The sequence below is a fragment of the Pseudomonas arvensis genome, assembly GCF_056688935.1.
On record NZ_CP162038.1, the window covers coordinates 5811017 to 5827996 of the forward strand.

The following is a 16980-nucleotide window of genomic DNA, read 5'->3' on the forward strand; positions in this document are numbered from 1 at the left end:
TCAATTGATACCGTTCTCCCGCCACCTGTCCGAGGGGCGCTGCAGCAGGTTCAACCTGTCAGGCTCGGATGGGGCGTTGTCCGGCCTGATTCCCCTGGCCTGATACTAAACGCACAACGGCGCCCATTCGCACACTACGAATGGAGGCTCTTCATGAGCGCTGTCAACACGCCTGCAGATTTCACCGACTACAAAGTCGCCGACATGTCCCTCGCCGCCTGGGGCCGTCGCGAAACCTTTATCGCCGAATCCGAGATGCCAGCCCTGATGGGCCTGCGTCGCAAGTATGCCGGCGAGCAACCGCTCAAGGGCGCGAAGATTCTCGGCTGTATCCACATGACCATTCAGACTGCCGTACTGATCGAAACCCTGGTTGCCCTGGGTGCCGAAGTGCGTTGGTCGTCCTGCAACATCTTCTCGACTCAAGACCAGGCCGCCGCTGCGATCGCTGCTGCCGGTATCGCGGTTTACGCCTGGAAAGGCGAAACCGAAGAAGAGTACGAGTGGTGCCTGGAGCAAACCATCCTCAAAGATGGCGCGCCTTGGGATGCCAACATGATCCTCGACGACGGCGGCGACCTGACCGAGCTGCTGCACAAGAAATACCCGGCGATCCTGGACCGCGTCCACGGCGTCACCGAAGAAACCACCACTGGCGTACACCGCCTGCTGGACATGCTGGCCAAGGGCGAGCTGAAAATCCCGGCCATCAACGTCAATGACTCGGTGACCAAGAGCAAGAACGACAACAAGTACGGCTGCCGTCACAGCCTGAACGACGCCATCAAGCGCGGCACCGACCACCTGCTGTCGGGCAAGCAAGCCCTGGTGATCGGCTACGGTGACGTGGGCAAGGGTTCGTCCCAGTCCCTGCGTCAGGAAGGCATGATCGTCAAGGTCTCCGAAGTTGACCCGATCTGCGCCATGCAAGCCTGCATGGACGGTTTCGAAGTGGTTTCGCCGTTCATCGACGGCCAGAACGACGGCACCGAAGCGAGCATCGACAAGGCCCTGCTGGGCAAGATCGACCTGATCGTGACCACCACCGGCAACGTGAATGTTTGCGACGCAAACATGCTCAAAGCCCTGAAGAAGCGCGCCGTTGTCTGCAATATCGGCCACTTTGACAATGAAATCGACACCGCTTTCATGCGCAAGAACTGGGCATGGGAAGAAGTGAAGCCACAGGTGCACAAGGTTCACCGTACCGGTGCTGGCGATTTCGACCCGCAGAACGACGACTACCTGATCCTGCTGGCTGAAGGCCGTCTGGTTAACCTGGGTAACGCCACTGGCCACCCAAGCCGCATCATGGATGGCTCGTTCGCCAACCAGGTACTGGCCCAGATCTTCCTGTTCGGCCAGAAATACGCCGACCTGTCGCCTGCCCAGAAAGCAGAGCGCCTGACCGTGGAAGTACTGCCGAAGAAACTCGACGAAGAAGTGGCCCTGGAAATGGTCAGCGGCTTCGGCGGCGTAGTGACTCAACTGACCAAGACTCAGGCCGACTACATCGGCGTGACCGTTGAAGGTCCGTTCAAGCCGCACGCTTACCGCTACTGATATGCCTGCTGCCTGCTCTCCTAGTGGGGGCGGGCTTCTAATGTGGGAGGGGGCTTGCCCCCGATGGCGGTAGGTCAGTCGATATATTTACTAACTGACACTCCGCTATCGGGAGCAAGCCCCCTCCCACATCGACGGTGTGCATATTGCGCAATTATGAGCTTCCAAGGGTATGACCATGTCCCAAGACCGTCGCTACAGCTTCGAGTTCTTCCCGACCAAGACCGATGCTGGGCATGAAAAACTGATGGCGACTGCCAAGCAGTTGGCCAGCTACAACCCTGACTTTTTCTCCTGCACCTACGGCGCCGGCGGTTCGACACGTGATCGCACGATCAACACCGTGTTGCAGCTCGAAAGCGAAGTCAAAGTTCCCGCCGCTCCGCACTTGTCGTGCGTGGGCGACAGCAAGGACGACCTGCGCGGCCTGCTGACCCAATACAAGGCTGCCGGCATCCAGCGCATTGTCGCCCTGCGTGGCGACCTGCCCTCCGGCATGGGCATGGCCAGCGGTGAGCTGCGCTACGCCAATGACCTGGTGAGCTTCATCCGCGAAGAAAGCGGCGATCACTTCCATATCGAAGTGGCGGCTTACCCGGAGATGCATCCTCAAGCGCGCAATTTCGAAGACGATCTGCAAAACTTCGTGCGCAAGGCCAACGCTGGCGCCAATAGCGCGATCACCCAGTACTTCTTCAACGCCGACAGCTACTTCTACTTCGTCGAGCGTGTACGGGCGATGGGTGTGAACATCCCAATCGTGCCGGGCATCATGCCGATCACCAACTACAGCAAGCTGGCGCGTTTCTCCGACGCCTGCGGTGCCGAGATTCCACGCTGGGTACGCAAGCAACTGGAAGCCTACGGCGACGACGTCAAGAGCATCCAGGCGTTCGGTGAGCAGGTCATCAGCGAAATGTGTGAGCGTTTGTTACAAGGTAGCGCACCAGGGTTGCACTTCTATACCCTGAACCAGGCTGAGCCGAGCCTTGCTATCTGGAACAACCTTAAACTGCCACGCTAGGCCAGTTTAATAGCAGTACCCGGCCCTCGTTATCACGGGGGCTTTTTTTGCCTGTATATCCTCGGAAAGGAAACCAGCAGTAAATGAATACAGCGCCCCCGACTCCCCGCCCGCAGCTGATCTACCTGGTATTCGGCGCCGAGACCTACCATCAGGAAGCCGTATTCAGTATCGCCAGTGCCCTTTCTCACCTGGGCGGCCCCCAGGACATGCCGTTGGATATCCAAGTCTTCAGCGACAATCCGGCGCCCTACCGTGGCCTGCCGGTGCAGGTCCATGTATTGGACGACGCGACGCGCCAGCGCTGGAGCGAGCCCCACGGCTACCACTTCCGCACCAAACATGTGCTGTTGCGCCAGGTGCTGCAAACGGCTGAACGGGCGCTGCTGATCGACACCGACACGTTTTTCCACGATTCGCCCATGGCGCTGTTCGAACGCGTCGCACCTGGCGCCGTGTTGTGCAATGCCTTCCACGCCAAGTACGGCGATAACCACGAAAGCGTGCTGTATGAAGCCCTGGCCAAACACTTGGCCGACAAAGGCCTGGCCGACGACGAAATGTGGCTGCTCAACTCCGGCGTCATGGGCCTGACCCGGCAAGACGCGCACATTCTGGATTGCTCGATCGAGCTGATGGACGAACTGTTCCCCATGGCCCGCGGCGCCTACACCCTGGAAGAGTTCTGCCTGTCGGTGGCCGCGTACCGCACACTCGACGTCCGCCAGTGCCCCGACCTCATCCATCACTACTGGAGCCGCAAGCAGTTGTTCCGGGCCAAGGTCAAGGCGTGGGTGACCAAGCACGCCGCCGACCCGCTCTGCGCCCAGGCCCTGGCCGATACACGCAAGGTCTCCGCGCACCTGCCCCGTCCGCCACGCCTGCAACGCTTGATGTACAAGCTGATCACCCTGGCGCTGCCCAAGCGCAAGCAGCAGTTCATCCGCGAGATTCTCTACGGCTGCTACGAGCACGAAAATGAATTCGACCAAGCCTGTGGCCCGGTTTGGTGGGACAAGGCGCTGCAGAACCAGGAAGAACGCCAGAAATCCCCCGTCGACGCGCACCAACTCGAACATTGGTTCGCCAACCCTGTGGTGCGGCTGATTCTCGGCGAGCGACGTGCAGCCATCTACGAACACCTGATGACCTCGCCCACAAAATAGCAGCGCCCGCAGAAGCTTGCGCCAGAGCTTCTCTTTAGCTCACGGGCGTCGTAACCTCAGGGTATGCCCGTCATTCTGAAGCTGTTGACCGCTGCATTTTTTACTTGCCTGAGCCTGGCCGCTTACGGCGAGAAATTGCGTATTGTCACCGAGCCGTGGGCGCCTTATGTCTATGAGGAACACGGCGCCATGCACGGGCTGGACTACGAAACCACGGTGATCGTATTCCAGCGCCTGGGGGTCGAGGTGCAATGGCAGTTCCTGCCCTGGAAGCGCTGCCTGGCCATGCTTGATCAAGGTCATGCTGACGGTGCGCTGGATATTTTCCACAGCCACGACCGCGACGCGCTGTTGCTGTACCCCAGCGAACCCCTGTCGCAGGTGGAGTTCGTAATGTTCTACGCCAACGAACGTCCGCATCCGATCCAAAGCCTTGACGAGCTGCGCGGCCTCACGGTCGGCACGTCGCCAGGCTACCTGTACGGTTCGCCCTTTATCGACTCCACCGAATTCAACCGCGAGCCGGCCCCCAGCCATGAAGCCAACTTCGGCAAATTGCTGCTGGGGCGCATCGACCTGTTGATCACCGACCGCCGGGTGGGCCAGCACGTGATCAAGGCACTGGGCCTGGAAAACAAAGTCAGCCAGGCCCCCGTGGTGGTCAGCCGCCAGCAACAATACCTCGCCGTACGCCGTGGCGCGGGCATGGACCTGTTGGTGCAACGTTTTGCCGCCGAGCTCAAACGCTTCAAACAGGAGCCGGCCTATACGCAATTGAGCGTCAAATATGGTGGAATCCAAGCGTTTACAGCGTTCGGACACGCCGTTGAGCAGCAGGAAAGCGGCGCGCCGTGATTGCTCTGTTATACTCCGGCCTTCCCGCCAGGCTTACGCCCGGCCGCTGAGGTCTTGAAAAAGGCACCCAACCCCGCTACTGCGCAGCTTTGAAGCCCGCGCGAGCCGGTGGAGTGCCCGCCAGACGCAGCAGGACCGGACGGGATTGCGCTCCCCTAAGCGCCATTCACGCCCGGCAAGATTATCCCTTTGGGCCAAGCCCTAACTAAAACAGGATTACTCATGTCCTTTGCTTCCCTCGGTCTCTCCGAGGCTTTAGTCCGCGCCATCGAGGCAGCGGGCTATACCGAGCCTACTCCGGTGCAACAGCGGGCCATTCCCGCCGTGTTGCAAGGTCGCGACCTGATGGTTGCGGCTCAGACAGGTACTGGTAAAACCGGCGGCTTCGCCCTCCCGATTCTGGAGCGGTTGTTTCCCAATGGTCACCCGGACAAATCCCAGCGTCACGGCCCGCGCCAACCGCGCGTACTGGTCCTGACCCCTACCCGCGAACTCGCCGCCCAGGTGCACGACAGCTTCAAGCTGTACGCCCGCGACTTGAAGTTCGTCAGCGCCTGCATCTTCGGCGGCGTCGGCATGAACCCACAAGTTCAGGCCATGTCCCGTGGTGTTGACGTGCTGGTGGCATGCCCTGGTCGCTTGCTCGACCTGTGCGGCCAAGGCAGCGTCGACTTGTCCCACGTGGAAATCCTCGTGCTGGACGAAGCCGACCGCATGCTCGACATGGGTTTTGTCCATGACGTGAAAAAAGTCCTCGCCCGCCTGCCGGCCAAACGTCAGAACCTGCTGTTCTCGGCAACGTTCTCCCAGGACATCACCGCCCTGGCCGGCAAGCTGCTGCACAACCCGGAACGCATCGAAGTCACGCCACCGAACACCACGGTCGAGCGTATCGAGCAACGCGTGTTCCGCCTGGCCGCCAGCCACAAGCGCTCGCTGCTGGCCCACCTGATCACCCACGGCGCGTGGGAACAGGTGCTGGTGTTCACCCGTACCAAGCACGGTGCCAACCGTCTGGCTGAATACCTGGACAAGCACGGCCTCACCGCCGTCGCCATCCACGGTAACAAGAGCCAGAACGCGCGCACCAAGGCCCTGGCTGACTTCAAGGCCGGCAGCGTACGTATCCTGGTAGCAACCGATATCGCCGCACGCGGCCTGGATATCGACCAGTTGCCACACGTGGTCAACTTCGAGCTGCCAAACGTCGACGAAGACTATGTACACCGTATCGGCCGTACTGGCCGTGCCGGTCGTTCGGGCGAGGCCATTTCCCTGGTCGCACCGGACGAAGAAAAACTGCTGAAAAGCATCGAGCGCATGACCAAGCAGAAAATCGCCGACGGCGACCTGATGGGCTTCGATGCCAGCGCCGTAGAGGCCGAGAAGCCTGAAGTGCGCGAACGTCCGGACGTGCGTAACCCACGCAACCCACGCGGTCCGAAGGGCGATGGCCCGAACGGCGGCGGTGGCGGCGGTGGTCGTCGTGACAAAGGCAAAGACAAAGGCGGCAAGGAAAAAGCGCCCGCCAACGGCCGTGGCGAACGCCCTGCCCGCGAGCAGAAACCCCGCGAAGGGACCCCGGCCCGCGAACAGCGTCAGCCAAGCCAGCCGCCCCGCGCTACCGCCGACCGTGCCCCGGACGAGTTCCTCGACGACGACGTGGATAACTTCGGTAACCGCGTTGACTACGTACCCCAGGCCAAACCGGCCCAAGGCCGTGGTCGTCGTCCAGGTGCGCCAGCACAGGGCGCAGGCACGGGCGCACCCCGTGGCGGCCAGCCACAGGGCGCTCGCCAAAACGGTCCGCGCAACAGCAGCGGCGGCACCACCGGCACTCCACCTGCCAAGCGCAGCGGCCCGCGTAGCGGTGCACCGCGTGACGGCCAGGCCCGTCGTGAAGACTCGCGCAGCAACAACCGCCGACCGGCCCGTGACGACCAACCTCGTTCGTCCGAGCCAGCCGTGCAAAACCCGCGCGGTGGCCCGGCGCCGAAGATCATCCACAAGGAGTCGAAAGCTGACCGCTTCCCGACACCTGAGCAGTTGGATCAACTGCCAGGCCGCCCTCGTGGTGAAAAACCAGCGCTGCTGACCCGCAACCGCTGAGTTTTAAAGCACCATAAAAAATGCCCCGCCTCTTTCGAGACGGGGCATTTTTTTGGACTCAGCAAAAACAGATGAGCCCTGCTGTGGGCAGAAATTACTTCTGCTTGACGCCTTCCAGCGAGATGTCCAGGTCAACAGTCTGCGACGACGGGCCTGGGCCTTTGATGCCGAAGTCGTTCAGGTTCAGCGTGGTGGTGGCGTTGAAGCCAGCGCGCTCGCCACCCCATGGATCCTTGCCTTCACCGTTGAAAGTGGCCTTGAAGGTCACAGGCTTGGTCACGCCGTGGAAGGTCAGGTCGCCAGTCACGTCAGCGGTTTTTGCGCCGGTGGACTTAACAGCGGTAGACACGAACTTGGCATCAGCAAACTTGGCAACGTCCAGGAAGTCCTTGCTGGCGATGTGCTTGTCACGTTCAGCGTGGTTGGACCACAGGCTGGCGGTTTTCACGTCGACGGCGATTTTGCTGGCTTCAGGCTTGGCGGCATCCCAGCTGAACGAGCCATCCCAGTCCTTGAAGGTACCGTGGATGAAGCTGTAGCCCAGGTGGCTGATTTTCCAGTCGATGAAGGCGTGCTGGCCTTCCTTGTCGATTTTGTAGTCAGCGGCCATCACCTGACCGGCAGACAGCAGAGCAGTACCGAGTGCCAGAGCAGCGAGTGTCTTTTTCAACATGCTTTATATTCCTTGTGAGTCGAGGTTGAACATCAGGCTTTGCGCCCCAGCATTCGCGTGAGGGTCGCATCACGATCGATAAAGTGGTGTTTCAACGCAGCCACGCCATGTAGGCCAGCGAAGACCACGAGCACCCAGGCCAGGTACAGATGCACCAGGCCTGCGTTGTCTGCCTGGTCCGGTAGACCGGAAACCACGGCAGGAATTTCAAACAAGCCAAACACCGGGATACCGACACCGTCTGCGGTGGAAATCAGGTAACCGGCAATCATCACGGCAAACAGGCCGAAATAGAGGAACCCGTGGCCAAACGCAGCACCGAGGCGGGTCAGGCGGCTGTAGCTGGCCAACGGTGGCGGTGGCGGGCTGAGCAGGCGCCAGACGATACGCACCAGCATGATGGCGAACAGCGTGATACCGATGCTCTTGTGCAGGTCCGGCGCATCTTTGCGCCAGGCGCTGTAGTAGTCGAGCCCGACCATCCACAAGCCCAGGGCGAACAGACCGAATACAACCAGGGCCACGCCCCAGTGCAAAATCATACTGACCCAGCCGTAACGGGCTGGAGAGTTACGTAGCTGCATGTACTTAATCCCGTAAGAGCCGCGCCCAAGATTAGCGTTTTACCTATCGAATTAAAGCGGAAAATTTCGCTTTGAAATATCGAGAAATACGATCTGGAGCGTATGCACAATAAGTTAACCAAGGATTAAGGACTATTCCTAAGAAACGTGACAGTCCGTCCTGCGTTTACTCCGAATTCCCGACAATGGCTTGTGACCCAGGCCACCATTGCATAGGCTTGCGCGATTGTTTCGCCTGCGCCGCTCGCAGGACCGCTTCGAGGAGATCACCGATGGGCTTGAACAACCAGTGGATGCAACGCGACCTCGCCGTGCTGTGGCATCCCTGCACCCAGATGAAAGACCACCAGCAACTGCCGCTCATCCCGATCAAGCGCGGTGAAGGCGTCTGGCTGGAAGACTTCGAAGGCAAGCGCTACCTCGACGCCGTCAGTTCCTGGTGGGTCAACGTGTTCGGCCACGCCAACCCGCGCATCAACCAGCGCATCAAGGACCAGGTCGATCAGTTGGAACACGTGATCCTCGCCGGCTTCAGCCACCAGCCGGTGATTGAGCTTTCCGAGCGCCTGGTGGCGATGACGCCCGAAGGCCTGACCCGCTGCTTCTACGCTGACAACGGTTCGTCGTGCATTGAAGTCGCCCTGAAGATGAGCTTCCACTACTGGCTCAACCGCGGCCTGCCGGACAAAAAACGCTTTGTCACCCTGACCAACAGCTACCACGGCGAAACCATCGCGGCGATGTCGGTGGGCGACGTGCCGTTGTTTACCGAGACCTACAAGGCGCTGCTGCTCGACACCCTCAAGGTGCCAAGCCCGGACTGCTACCTGCGGCCCGAAGGCATGAGCTGGGAAGAGCACTCGCGCAACATGTTCCTGGCCATGGAACAGACCCTGGCAGAAAACCACGCCACCGTCGCCGCCGTGATCGTCGAGCCGCTGATCCAGGGCGCCGGCGGCATGCGCATGTACCACCCGGTGTACCTCAAGCTGCTGCGCGAAGCCTGCGACCGCTACGGCGTGCACCTGATCCACGACGAAATCGCCGTAGGCTTCGGCCGTACCGGCACGATGTTCGCCTGTGAGCAGGCCGGCATCCGCCCGGACTTCCTGTGCCTGTCCAAGGCCCTGACGGGTGGCTACCTGCCGCTGGCGGCCGTGGTCACCACGGACGACGTCTACGACGCGTTCTACGATGACTACCCAACCCTGCGCGCCTTTCTGCATTCCCACAGCTACACCGGCAACCCGCTGGCGTGCGCGGCGGCCCTGGCAACCCTGGATATTTTCGAAGAAGACAACGTCATCGAAAACAACAAGGCCCTGGCCCAGCGCATGGCTACCGCCACTGCCCACCTGGTCGATCACCCCCATGTGTCGGAAGTGCGCCAGACCGGCATGGTATTGGCCATCGAAATGGTCCAGGACAAGGCCACCAAGACCGCCTACCCGTGGCAGGAACGCCGTGGCTTGAAGGTGTTCGAACACGCCCTGGAACGTGGCGCGCTGCTGCGGCCATTGGGTAGCGTGGTGTATTTCCTGCCGCCGTATGTGATTACGCCGGAGCAGATCGACTTCCTCGCCACCGTCGCCAGCGAAGGCATCGATATCGCGACCAACAGCAAGGTCAGCGTCGCCGTGCCAACAGACTTCCACCCAGGCTTTCGCGACCCGGGCTGATGGCTCCTACCTAAATTCTTCAGAGAACAGACATGAGACTGTCCCGCTTTTTCACCGACACCCCGCTGAGCCTCGGTGACCATGAACTGCCCGAAGCCCAGGCGCACTACATCAGCCGCGTGCTGCGCATGGTCGACGGCGATGCCGTGCAATTGTTCGACGGCTCCGGCCAGGAGTTTCGCGGCACCTTGCTGGAGGTCGGGAAAAAACGTGTCACCGTAAACCTCACCGAAAGCTTCAACGGCCAGGCTGAATCGCCGCTGCACATCCACCTCGGCCAGGGCCTGTCCCGAGGCGAGCGCATGGATTGGGCGATCCAGAAAGCCACTGAATTGGGGGTCAACCAAATCACGCCGATTTTCAGCGACCGCTGCGAAGTGCGCCTCAAGGACGAACGCGCCGACAAGCGCCTGCTGCACTGGCGCCAAGTGGCGATCAGTGCGTGTGAGCAATGCGGACGCTCCACGGTGCCGCTGATTCACCCACCGCTGTTGCTGGCGGACTGGCTGAAACAGGCCGAAGCCGACCTCAAGCTGGTGCTGCACCCGGTGGCCGAGCCGATGATCAGCCATGTCAAGCCGTCGAGCCTGGCCTTCCTGATCGGGCCGGAAGGCGGCTTGACCGACCATGAAGTCGACACTGCCCAAAGTGCCGGCTTCCATGCAGCGCGCCTGGGTCCGCGGGTGTTGCGCACCGAGACCGCGCCCGTCGTCGCATTGGCCGTCGCCCAACAACTCTGGGGCGACTTCTAACCGTCTTTGCCAACCCAGTCAAAAATGTGAGAGGGAGCTTGCCCCTCCCACATTTGGATTGGGTTACCCCGTCTTACTCGACAGGGTCGCTGACCGGTTTGGCAATGATCGCCTTCAACTCACTGGTCATCGGGAACTCCAGGTTCAGGCCCTTGGGCGGAATCGGTTGTTCAAACCAGCGCTGGTAGATCCCGTTGATCTCGCCGCTGCGGTACAACTCACCCAAGGTCTCGTTGACCACCGCGAGAAACTGCGGATCGTCCTTGCGCACCATGCAGCTGTAGATCTCCCGCGACTGCTCCTCGCCCACCACGACCCAATTGTGCGGGTCCCTGGCTTTGGCGCGCTCGCCATAGAGCAGCGCGTCGTCCATGTAGAACGCCACTGCGCGGCCCGTCTCCAGCATCTTGAACGCCTCGCCGTGATCCTTGGCGCTGATCACGAACATATTGGTTTTGTGCTGGGCGTTGTAGCTCTTGAGAAAACGTTCGTTGGTAGTGCCGGCGGTGGTCACCACGTTCTTGCCCGCAAGATCGCTGAAGCCTTTGATGCCACTGTCTTTGGCCGTCAGTAACTGGCCTTTCACGTAGATAAACCCATAGGAAAACGCCACCTGCTTCTGCCGCTCGGCGGTCACGCCGGTGGAGCCGCACTCCAGGTCGACGGTGCCGTTCTGCACCAGCGGAATTCGGGTCTGGGACGTCACCAGGTTGTACTTCACCTTGAGGTCCGCCAACCCGGTTTTCTGCTGGACGCGCTCGACAATCCTGCTCGCCAGGTCCACCGAATAGCCCATGGGCTTGCCGCTGTGATCCCCCACATAGGAAAACGGCACCGACGCATCGCGATAGCCCAGGGTGATGGACTTGGCGTTGGCGATCTTGCTCAACGTGCCGTTCAGCGCCGGTTCATTGGCCTGAACCTGAGCCCCGAACAACAGCCCCAATGTACAGCCGGTCAACAGGATTTTTTTCATTGTTATGCTCCGTTGGTTATTTACGTACAGCAATGACGCTGATTTCCACCAGCACAGTCGGCCGTGCCAGCTCCGCCTGCAAGGTGGTGCGAGTGGGCGCCATCCCCGGCGACAGCCACGCCGACCACTCCTCGTTCATCGGTGCAAAGCCGGTGCAGATGTCTTTCAGGTAAATGGTTGCATTGAGCAGGTGATCCTTGTCACTGCCCGCATGGGCCAGCAGCTCGTCGATCTTGGCCAGCACTTCGCGGGTTTGTGTCGCTACATCCTGACCGTCACCCGGCACCTGGCCGGATAGGAACACCAAGTCCTTATAGGTCACGGCACCCGAAAGACGCTCGTTGCTGCTGATTCGGTTGATGGTCATGTGTGCATCCTCAAGCGGCGCGGGGCGCCAGGCCCTGCATATCAATGGACGGTGTGCGCTGGCCGATCAGTTCGGCCAACAAGTGGCCGCTGCCGCACGCCAGGGTGAAGCCCAGCGCGCCATGGCCCAGGTTCAGCCACAGGTTGCGATAGACGCTGGCGCCGATCAGCGGCACACCGGTAGGCGTGGCGGGGCGCATGCCGGCCCATTCCACCCCATGGTCGTAGTCACCCGCTGTAGGAAATGTCTCGACAGCCTGACGTTTCATCAGCGCCAGTCGTTTGGGCTCAAGGCCGGCATCGAAGCCGACGATATCCACCATCGCCGCGACCCGCAGTTGTTCGCCGATGCGTGCGTAGACGATCTTGCGGTCGTAGTCGGTGATGCTCACATTCGGCGCCTGATGCTGCGGGCCAATCGGCACACTCAGGCTGTAGCCCTTGAGCGGATACAACGGCAGCGACAACCCCGGCAACCCCAGCTCCGCGCTGCGATGCCCGGCCGCCAGCACCAGTTGCTCGACCGACATCACGTCATCGCCCAACTCGATGGCCGTGACTGCACCGTCGGCGTGACGAATCCCGGTCACCTTGCGCCCCAGCATAAAGGTGCAGCGCCCCGAAGCTTCAAGCCGCTGCGCCAGCCGTTGGCAAAAGGCATGACAGTCCGCCACTTCCTCATTCGGCGTGTAGATACCGCCGACAAAACCCTGCGCCGCGTGGGCCAGTGCAGGTTCCAGGCGGACGCAATCCAGCGTGGAAAGAACCTGTTGCTGCAGGACATCGGTGACCTTATTGCGCGCTCGCTCAAACGTGTCGGCAGTGCGAAACGTCACCAGCTTGCCGTTGCGCCGCCAATCGAAGTCGCCCAGGCGGTCGTCGACACGCCATTGTTGCAGGGTGCTCTGGCTCAGGGAGGCCAGACGCAGCAGGTGGGCCGCGTTACGCGTGTTCACCGAGCCACGGCAGGCGCCAATGAATGCGGCCATCCAGCGCCACTGTTGCGGGTCCAGGCGCGGGCGCAGCTTCAACGGCGAATCGCCGCGCAACAGCCAGCCAATCGCTTGCAGCGGCACACCGGCGTCGGCCAGCGGCGCCACATAACGGTAGGACAACTGCCCGCCGTTGGCGTAACTGGTCTCGCTGCCCAGGCTGTCGCGGGCGTCGATCACTGTCACCTCATGGCCTGCGCGTACCAACGCGTAGGCGCTGGCCAAACCGATCACCCCACCGCCAATGATGCACACCATCGCTGCCACCCGCCCGAATCAAGAGGTTTCAAGCGTAGGCGCAGGTGACAGGCCACCGACAATGAATAAAGATGGGCCACCTATAAACAAAGGTTATGGACTTGCCATGCGCTTGCGTCATATCGAGATCTTCCAGGCGATCCGCCAGACCGGCTCCGTCAGCGCCGCCGCGCAATTGCTGCACGTGTCGCAGCCCGCAGTGACCAAAGTGTTGCAGCACGCCGAATTGCAGCTGGGTTTCCCCTTGTTCCTGCGCGTGCGCGGCAAGTTGCAACCCACACCGGAAGCCCTGGCGCTGGAAAGCGAAGTCGAGAAAGTCACCGCGAGCCTGCAAGGGGTGCGGCGCCTGGCCAAGAGCTTGCGCCGTGCACCGGGACAAAGCGTGCGCATCGGTGCCATCCCCGCGCTGGCGCTATCGCTGCTGCCACCGGCGATTCTGGAATGGAAGCGCGACTACCCGGACATGGCCTGTGAACTGTCCAGCGACCATAGCCGCGAACTGGTGCAAAAGCTGTTGATGCGCGAGATTGACCTGGCGCTGACGCTCAATTTCTCAGGCCATCCGGGGTTGACCACCCAAGTGCTGGCCAACGGCGTGCTGGTGGCGTTGGCGTCCAAAGGCTATTGGCCGGATGCGGAACTGCATCAGCCGTTGCCGTTGGCCGACCTGGCCGGCGCGCCGCTGATTGGGTTATCCAGCGCCGACCCGCTGGCCGCCAAACTCGACACCTACCTGGAGAGTGTCGAACCGGCGCCACGGGTGACGATCTCGGTGCAAACCTATTCATTGGCGCGCGCGATGGTCGAGTCCGGCGCGGGGTTGACCGTGATCGACCCCTTCACCGCACTGGGCGCCTCGACGGCCACTACCTGCATCCGCCCTCTCACGCCGCCGCTGCCGATCACCCTGTACGCCCTGACACGCGCCAATGAGCCGCCACCGCATATGTTGGCCAAGCTGTTGGAGATCTTCGGCAACCGCGCCTGTGAGTTGCTGGAACGCCTATAGCACGTAGCGCATGATCGCCACGAAATGCAGCAGGCTGCCGCCGATCACAAACAGATGCCAGATCCCATGGGAGTGCCGCAGGCGGTCCTCCAGGGCAAAAAAGATAATGCCGACGGTGTACAACACCCCGCCCGACGCCAGCCAGGTAAACCCAGCGGTGCCCAATGCGGCGATCAGCGGCTTGACCGCCACCAGGACAATCCAGCCCATCACTGCGTAGATGACGATCGACAAAACGCGCGCCTCGGAGCGCGGCTTGATCTCCTGCAAAATGCCAATCACCGCCAGCCCCCACACGATGCCGAACAGCGTCCAGCCCCACGGGCCTCTTAGCGTCACCAGGCAAAACGGCGTGTAACTGCCGGCGATCAACAGGTAGATCGAAAAGTGATCGACCTTCTGCATGATCTCTTTTCGCCGCCCGCGCACGCTGTGGTACACGGTCGACGCGCTGTACAGCACCATCAGCGTAAAACCATAAATCGCCACGCTGACGATCTTCCAGGGGCTGCCATCGAGGCTCGCCACCACCAACATCCACACGGCGCCAATACACGCCGCGACTGCACCGAGCAAATGGCTCCAGGCGTTGAATCGTTCCCCGTGATACATGTGTTACCGACCTCCTGTAACCATTAACGGCTGGCGGCAAGCCTCCCGCCTTGGGCTTAAGAGTGCAAGCGCCGCATGACGTTCCAGCGACGCCGCGCAGTTTTGCGGGCACAATCGGGAACATTCGAACAAGAGCCTGCGGCCATGCTGATCGACGAAGAATTCACCCTCAAAAAGCTCGAAATCTTCCTGGCGTTCATGCGTACCGGCAACCTGGCCCGCGCCGCGGCCGAGTTGCAAACCAGCAACGTCAGCGTGCACCGCGCCATCCACTCCCTGGAAAACGCCCTGCGCTGCCCGCTGTTCAAACACGAAGGACGCAACCTCACACCGCTGGAAAGCGCCTACGTACTCGAAGAACGCGCACAGAAACTGGTGGCCGATGTGGTCGACAGCGTGCGCCTGACCCGCGAAGCCGCGGGTTTTTCCGCCGAGCGTTTCAAGCTGGGCTCGCTGTATTCGCTGACGGTCAAAACCGTGCCGCAGCTGATCATGGGCCTGAAGATCCGCCGCAGCGAGCTCAACATCGACCTGATCCTGGGCTCCAACTTCGACCTGCTCTACAAGCTCAAGAACATGGAAGTGGACGCGATCCTGATCTCCCTCGACGAACACGCCAACGACCCCGATTGCGAGCAGATTGCGCTGTTCTCCGACGACATCTTCCTCGCCACACCGGCCGATTCACCCTTCGACCGTGAACGCGAAATCGACCTGGCCGACGTGCGCGACGCTACTTTCATCACCCTCACCCAAGGCTTCGCCACTCACCAGGATGGCAACCGGGTGTTCAAGCAAGCGGGGTTCGAGCCGAAAGTGGCGATGCAGGTCAATGACATCTTCACGCTGTTGAGCATGGTCAGTTCGGGGGTGGGTTATGCGCTGCTGCCGGGGCGGATTGCGGCGGTGTATGAGAACCGCGTGAAGCTGATACCGCTGCAACCCAGGTATCGGTTGCAGCAGCAGATTGGCGTGGTGTTCTTGAAGGCCAAGGAACGTGACCCGAATTTACTGGCGCTGTTGGCGGAGTGTCGGATGTATGCCAATCGGCAGGCCTGAGACCGCTATCGGGGGCAAGCCCCCTCCCACACTTGAATGTATCCGCAATTAAAAATGTGGGAGGGGGCTTGCCCCCGATAGCGCCACACCAGACAGCACAAATCACGAAATCAGCCCACCAACCCCCGCATCAGCAAAAACAGCAACGACGGCCCCAGCAGACACCCCAGCGCCGTATAGAACGCTGCGGTCAAACAGCCGTAAGGCACCAGCTTCGGATCAGTCGCCGCCAACCCGCCCGCCACGCCGCTGGACGTGCCCATCAACCCGCCAAAAATCACCGCACTGCGCGGATTGTTCAAACCGATCAGCGGTGCCACGAACGGCGTCATCACCATCACCAGAATGGCCTTGATCAACCCCGCCGCAATCGACAACGCCATCACCTCGGAGCTGGCACCAATCGCCGCGCCCGTCACCGGGCCGACGATGTAGGTCACGGCGCCCGCGCCAATGGTGGTGAGGCTCACCGCATCGGTGTAACCGAACGCCATGGCCACGCCGACGCCGGCGACAAACGACGAGCCCACCCCGACAAACAGCGCAAGCACACCCACGTATCCAGCGCGCTTGAGCTCATCGACACTCACACCAAACGCCGTGGCGACAATCGCGAAGTCGCGCAGCATCGCCCCGCCCAACAGGCCGATGCCCGACAACAACGGAATATCCACCACACCCTTGGCGCCACCCGTGAAGGCACCACCGACGTACGACAGCACCAGCCCGAGCAGGATGGCGATGGCTGAGCCGTGCAGGCGACCTTTGGTAAAGGTGTCGGAGATCCAGTAGGACACCCACATGGTCAGGCCGATCACCGCGAAACCGCTGATCAGGCCGTAGCCGGTGATCACTTTCATCAAGGATTCGTACATGGCGATCACCCCGCCTCTTTGGTGGGAACGGCCGCGCTCGGCTCACGATTGCCGATGCGCACCAACACCGGCACCAGGGCAAAGCCCAGCACCACGGCCAGGGTCCCGGCCAGTATCGCCATGGGCCCGCCACTGATGGCGCCATACACGTTCTGCTGGGCCGCCATGGCCACCACGATAGGGATATAGATCGCCGCCCAGAAACTCACGCCCTGCTCCGACTTGCCGGTAAACAAGCCCCGCTTGCCGAGGTAACTGCCCAGGCCAATCAACAGCAACATGGCGATGCCCACCCCGCCGACGTTGGCAGGAATACCCATCCACTTACCCAGCAGTTCACCGACAAACAGGCCAGCCAACGTGCAGAGCGCCAGAAACGCCACACCGTAGATAATCATTGTTGTTGTCCTCAAAGTGCTCGATCGAAA

Annotated in this window: 17 protein-coding genes and 1 riboswitch; of the genes, 9 read left to right on the top strand and 8 right to left on the bottom strand. The window is 61.2% G+C overall.

The window, feature by feature from the left end; all coding sequences use genetic code 11:
* Positions 1 to 25: 25 nt before the first annotated feature.
* Positions 26 to 132, top strand: a riboswitch (S-adenosyl-L-homocysteine riboswitch).
* Positions 133 to 153: 21 nt separating this feature from the next.
* From ahcY to rhlE2, 5 genes are all read left to right on the top strand, one after another.
* Complete coding sequence (ahcY, locus tag AB3G88_RS26465; RefSeq protein ID WP_480452357.1) at positions 154 to 1563, top strand: adenosylhomocysteinase; 1410 nt, start codon at positions 154 to 156, stop codon at positions 1561 to 1563.
* Positions 1564 to 1741: 178 nt separating this feature from the next.
* A complete protein-coding gene (gene metF / locus AB3G88_RS26470) occupies positions 1742 to 2587 on the top strand; it encodes a methylenetetrahydrofolate reductase [NAD(P)H] (RefSeq protein WP_480452359.1) in 846 nt (281 codons plus the stop codon).
* Positions 2588 to 2670: 83 nt separating this feature from the next.
* On the top strand, positions 2671 to 3753 hold the full coding sequence (locus tag AB3G88_RS26475; protein ID WP_480452361.1) for a hypothetical protein: 1083 nt from the start codon (positions 2671 to 2673) through the stop codon (positions 3751 to 3753).
* A gap of 63 nt (positions 3754 to 3816) precedes the next feature.
* Entirely contained in the window at positions 3817 to 4608 is a 792-nt protein-coding gene (locus AB3G88_RS26480) for a substrate-binding periplasmic protein (RefSeq protein WP_099585805.1), read from the top strand.
* Between the two features lie 222 nt (positions 4609 to 4830).
* On the top strand, positions 4831 to 6717 hold the full coding sequence (gene rhlE2, locus AB3G88_RS26485; protein ID WP_099585806.1) for an RNA helicase RhlE2: 1887 nt from the start codon (positions 4831 to 4833) through the stop codon (positions 6715 to 6717).
* A 94-nt stretch (positions 6718 to 6811) separates the two neighbouring features.
* Here rhlE2 and AB3G88_RS26490 read toward each other — a convergent pair whose 3' ends face one another.
* Both AB3G88_RS26490 and AB3G88_RS26495 read right to left on the bottom strand, forming a co-directional pair.
* Positions 6812 to 7390 carry a YceI family protein gene (locus AB3G88_RS26490; protein WP_480452364.1) on the bottom strand — a complete coding sequence of 193 codons (579 nt, stop codon included), beginning with the start codon at positions 7388 to 7390 and terminating at the stop codon, positions 6812 to 6814.
* Positions 7391 to 7422: 32 nt separating this feature from the next.
* The gene (locus AB3G88_RS26495; protein ID WP_112192650.1) at positions 7423 to 7974 is read right to left on the bottom strand and encodes a cytochrome b; all 552 of its coding nucleotides are present in this window, start codon (positions 7972 to 7974) and stop codon (positions 7423 to 7425) included.
* A gap of 272 nt (positions 7975 to 8246) precedes the next feature.
* Between AB3G88_RS26495 and AB3G88_RS26500 the strand changes: the two genes are divergently transcribed.
* Complete coding sequence (locus tag AB3G88_RS26500) at positions 8247 to 9653, top strand: adenosylmethionine--8-amino-7-oxononanoate transaminase (RefSeq protein ID WP_112192651.1); 1407 nt, start codon at positions 8247 to 8249, stop codon at positions 9651 to 9653.
* 32 nt (positions 9654 to 9685) lie between these two features.
* Complete coding sequence (locus tag AB3G88_RS26505; protein ID WP_158879140.1) at positions 9686 to 10405, top strand: 16S rRNA (uracil(1498)-N(3))-methyltransferase; 720 nt, start codon at positions 9686 to 9688, stop codon at positions 10403 to 10405.
* A 73-nt stretch (positions 10406 to 10478) separates the two neighbouring features.
* Here AB3G88_RS26505 and AB3G88_RS26510 read toward each other — a convergent pair whose 3' ends face one another.
* The 3 genes from AB3G88_RS26510 to AB3G88_RS26520 are packed head-to-tail and all read right to left on the bottom strand — an operon-like array spanning position 10479 to position 13006.
* Positions 10479 to 11381, bottom strand: coding sequence for a transporter substrate-binding domain-containing protein (locus AB3G88_RS26510; protein WP_480452368.1), 903 nt, complete (start codon positions 11379 to 11381; stop codon positions 10479 to 10481).
* A gap of 16 nt (positions 11382 to 11397) precedes the next feature.
* Complete coding sequence (locus AB3G88_RS26515; protein ID WP_480452369.1) at positions 11398 to 11748, bottom strand: RidA family protein; 351 nt, start codon at positions 11746 to 11748, stop codon at positions 11398 to 11400.
* 10 nt (positions 11749 to 11758) lie between these two features.
* On the bottom strand, positions 11759 to 13006 hold the full coding sequence (locus AB3G88_RS26520; RefSeq protein ID WP_480452372.1) for a D-amino acid dehydrogenase: 1248 nt from the start codon (positions 13004 to 13006) through the stop codon (positions 11759 to 11761).
* A gap of 97 nt (positions 13007 to 13103) precedes the next feature.
* Between AB3G88_RS26520 and AB3G88_RS26525 the strand changes: the two genes are divergently transcribed.
* Complete coding sequence (locus AB3G88_RS26525; RefSeq protein ID WP_480452374.1) at positions 13104 to 14006, top strand: LysR family transcriptional regulator; 903 nt, start codon at positions 13104 to 13106, stop codon at positions 14004 to 14006.
* Here the strand turns inward: AB3G88_RS26525 and trhA are convergent.
* On the bottom strand, positions 14001 to 14618 hold the full coding sequence (trhA, locus tag AB3G88_RS26530) for a PAQR family membrane homeostasis protein TrhA (protein WP_099585815.1): 618 nt from the start codon (positions 14616 to 14618) through the stop codon (positions 14001 to 14003). The two genes, AB3G88_RS26525 and trhA, sit on opposite strands and share 6 nt — an antisense overlap.
* A gap of 144 nt (positions 14619 to 14762) precedes the next feature.
* On the opposite strand from trhA, the gene AB3G88_RS26535 reads away from it, so the two are divergent.
* Positions 14763 to 15677, top strand: coding sequence for a LysR family transcriptional regulator (locus AB3G88_RS26535; protein WP_099585816.1), 915 nt, complete (start codon positions 14763 to 14765; stop codon positions 15675 to 15677).
* 110 nt (positions 15678 to 15787) lie between these two features.
* Here AB3G88_RS26535 and madM read toward each other — a convergent pair whose 3' ends face one another.
* Complete coding sequence (gene madM / locus AB3G88_RS26540) at positions 15788 to 16552, bottom strand: malonate transporter subunit MadM (RefSeq protein WP_099585817.1); 765 nt, start codon at positions 16550 to 16552, stop codon at positions 15788 to 15790.
* Positions 16553 to 16557: 5 nt separating this feature from the next.
* On the bottom strand, positions 16558 to 16950 hold the full coding sequence (gene madL / locus AB3G88_RS26545; RefSeq protein WP_112192657.1) for a malonate transporter subunit MadL: 393 nt from the start codon (positions 16948 to 16950) through the stop codon (positions 16558 to 16560).
* Positions 16951 to 16980 lie beyond the last annotated feature (30 nt).

Coding starts and splice junctions, on each gene's coding strand:
- ahcY (WP_480452357.1), top strand. CDS start 154: ATGAGCGCTGTCAACACGCCTGCAGATTTCACCGACTACAAAGTCGCC.
- metF (WP_480452359.1), top strand. CDS start 1,742: ATGTCCCAAGACCGTCGCTACAGCTTCGAGTTCTTCCCGACCAAGACC.
- AB3G88_RS26475 (WP_480452361.1), top strand. CDS start 2,671: ATGAATACAGCGCCCCCGACTCCCCGCCCGCAGCTGATCTACCTGGTA.
- AB3G88_RS26480 (WP_099585805.1), top strand. CDS start 3,817: ATGCCCGTCATTCTGAAGCTGTTGACCGCTGCATTTTTTACTTGCCTG.
- rhlE2 (WP_099585806.1), top strand. CDS start 4,831: ATGTCCTTTGCTTCCCTCGGTCTCTCCGAGGCTTTAGTCCGCGCCATC.
- AB3G88_RS26490 (WP_480452364.1), bottom strand. CDS start 7,390: ATGTTGAAAAAGACACTCGCTGCTCTGGCACTCGGTACTGCTCTGCTG.
- AB3G88_RS26495 (WP_112192650.1), bottom strand. CDS start 7,974: ATGCAGCTACGTAACTCTCCAGCCCGTTACGGCTGGGTCAGTATGATT.
- AB3G88_RS26500 (WP_112192651.1), top strand. CDS start 8,247: ATGGGCTTGAACAACCAGTGGATGCAACGCGACCTCGCCGTGCTGTGG.
- AB3G88_RS26505 (WP_158879140.1), top strand. CDS start 9,686: ATGAGACTGTCCCGCTTTTTCACCGACACCCCGCTGAGCCTCGGTGAC.
- AB3G88_RS26510 (WP_480452368.1), bottom strand. CDS start 11,381: ATGAAAAAAATCCTGTTGACCGGCTGTACATTGGGGCTGTTGTTCGGG.
- AB3G88_RS26515 (WP_480452369.1), bottom strand. CDS start 11,748: ATGACCATCAACCGAATCAGCAGCAACGAGCGTCTTTCGGGTGCCGTG.
- AB3G88_RS26525 (WP_480452374.1), top strand. CDS start 13,104: ATGCGCTTGCGTCATATCGAGATCTTCCAGGCGATCCGCCAGACCGGC.
- trhA (WP_099585815.1), bottom strand. CDS start 14,618: ATGTATCACGGGGAACGATTCAACGCCTGGAGCCATTTGCTCGGTGCA.
- AB3G88_RS26535 (WP_099585816.1), top strand. CDS start 14,763: ATGCTGATCGACGAAGAATTCACCCTCAAAAAGCTCGAAATCTTCCTG.
- madM (WP_099585817.1), bottom strand. CDS start 16,552: ATGTACGAATCCTTGATGAAAGTGATCACCGGCTACGGCCTGATCAGC.
- madL (WP_112192657.1), bottom strand. CDS start 16,950: ATGATTATCTACGGTGTGGCGTTTCTGGCGCTCTGCACGTTGGCTGGC.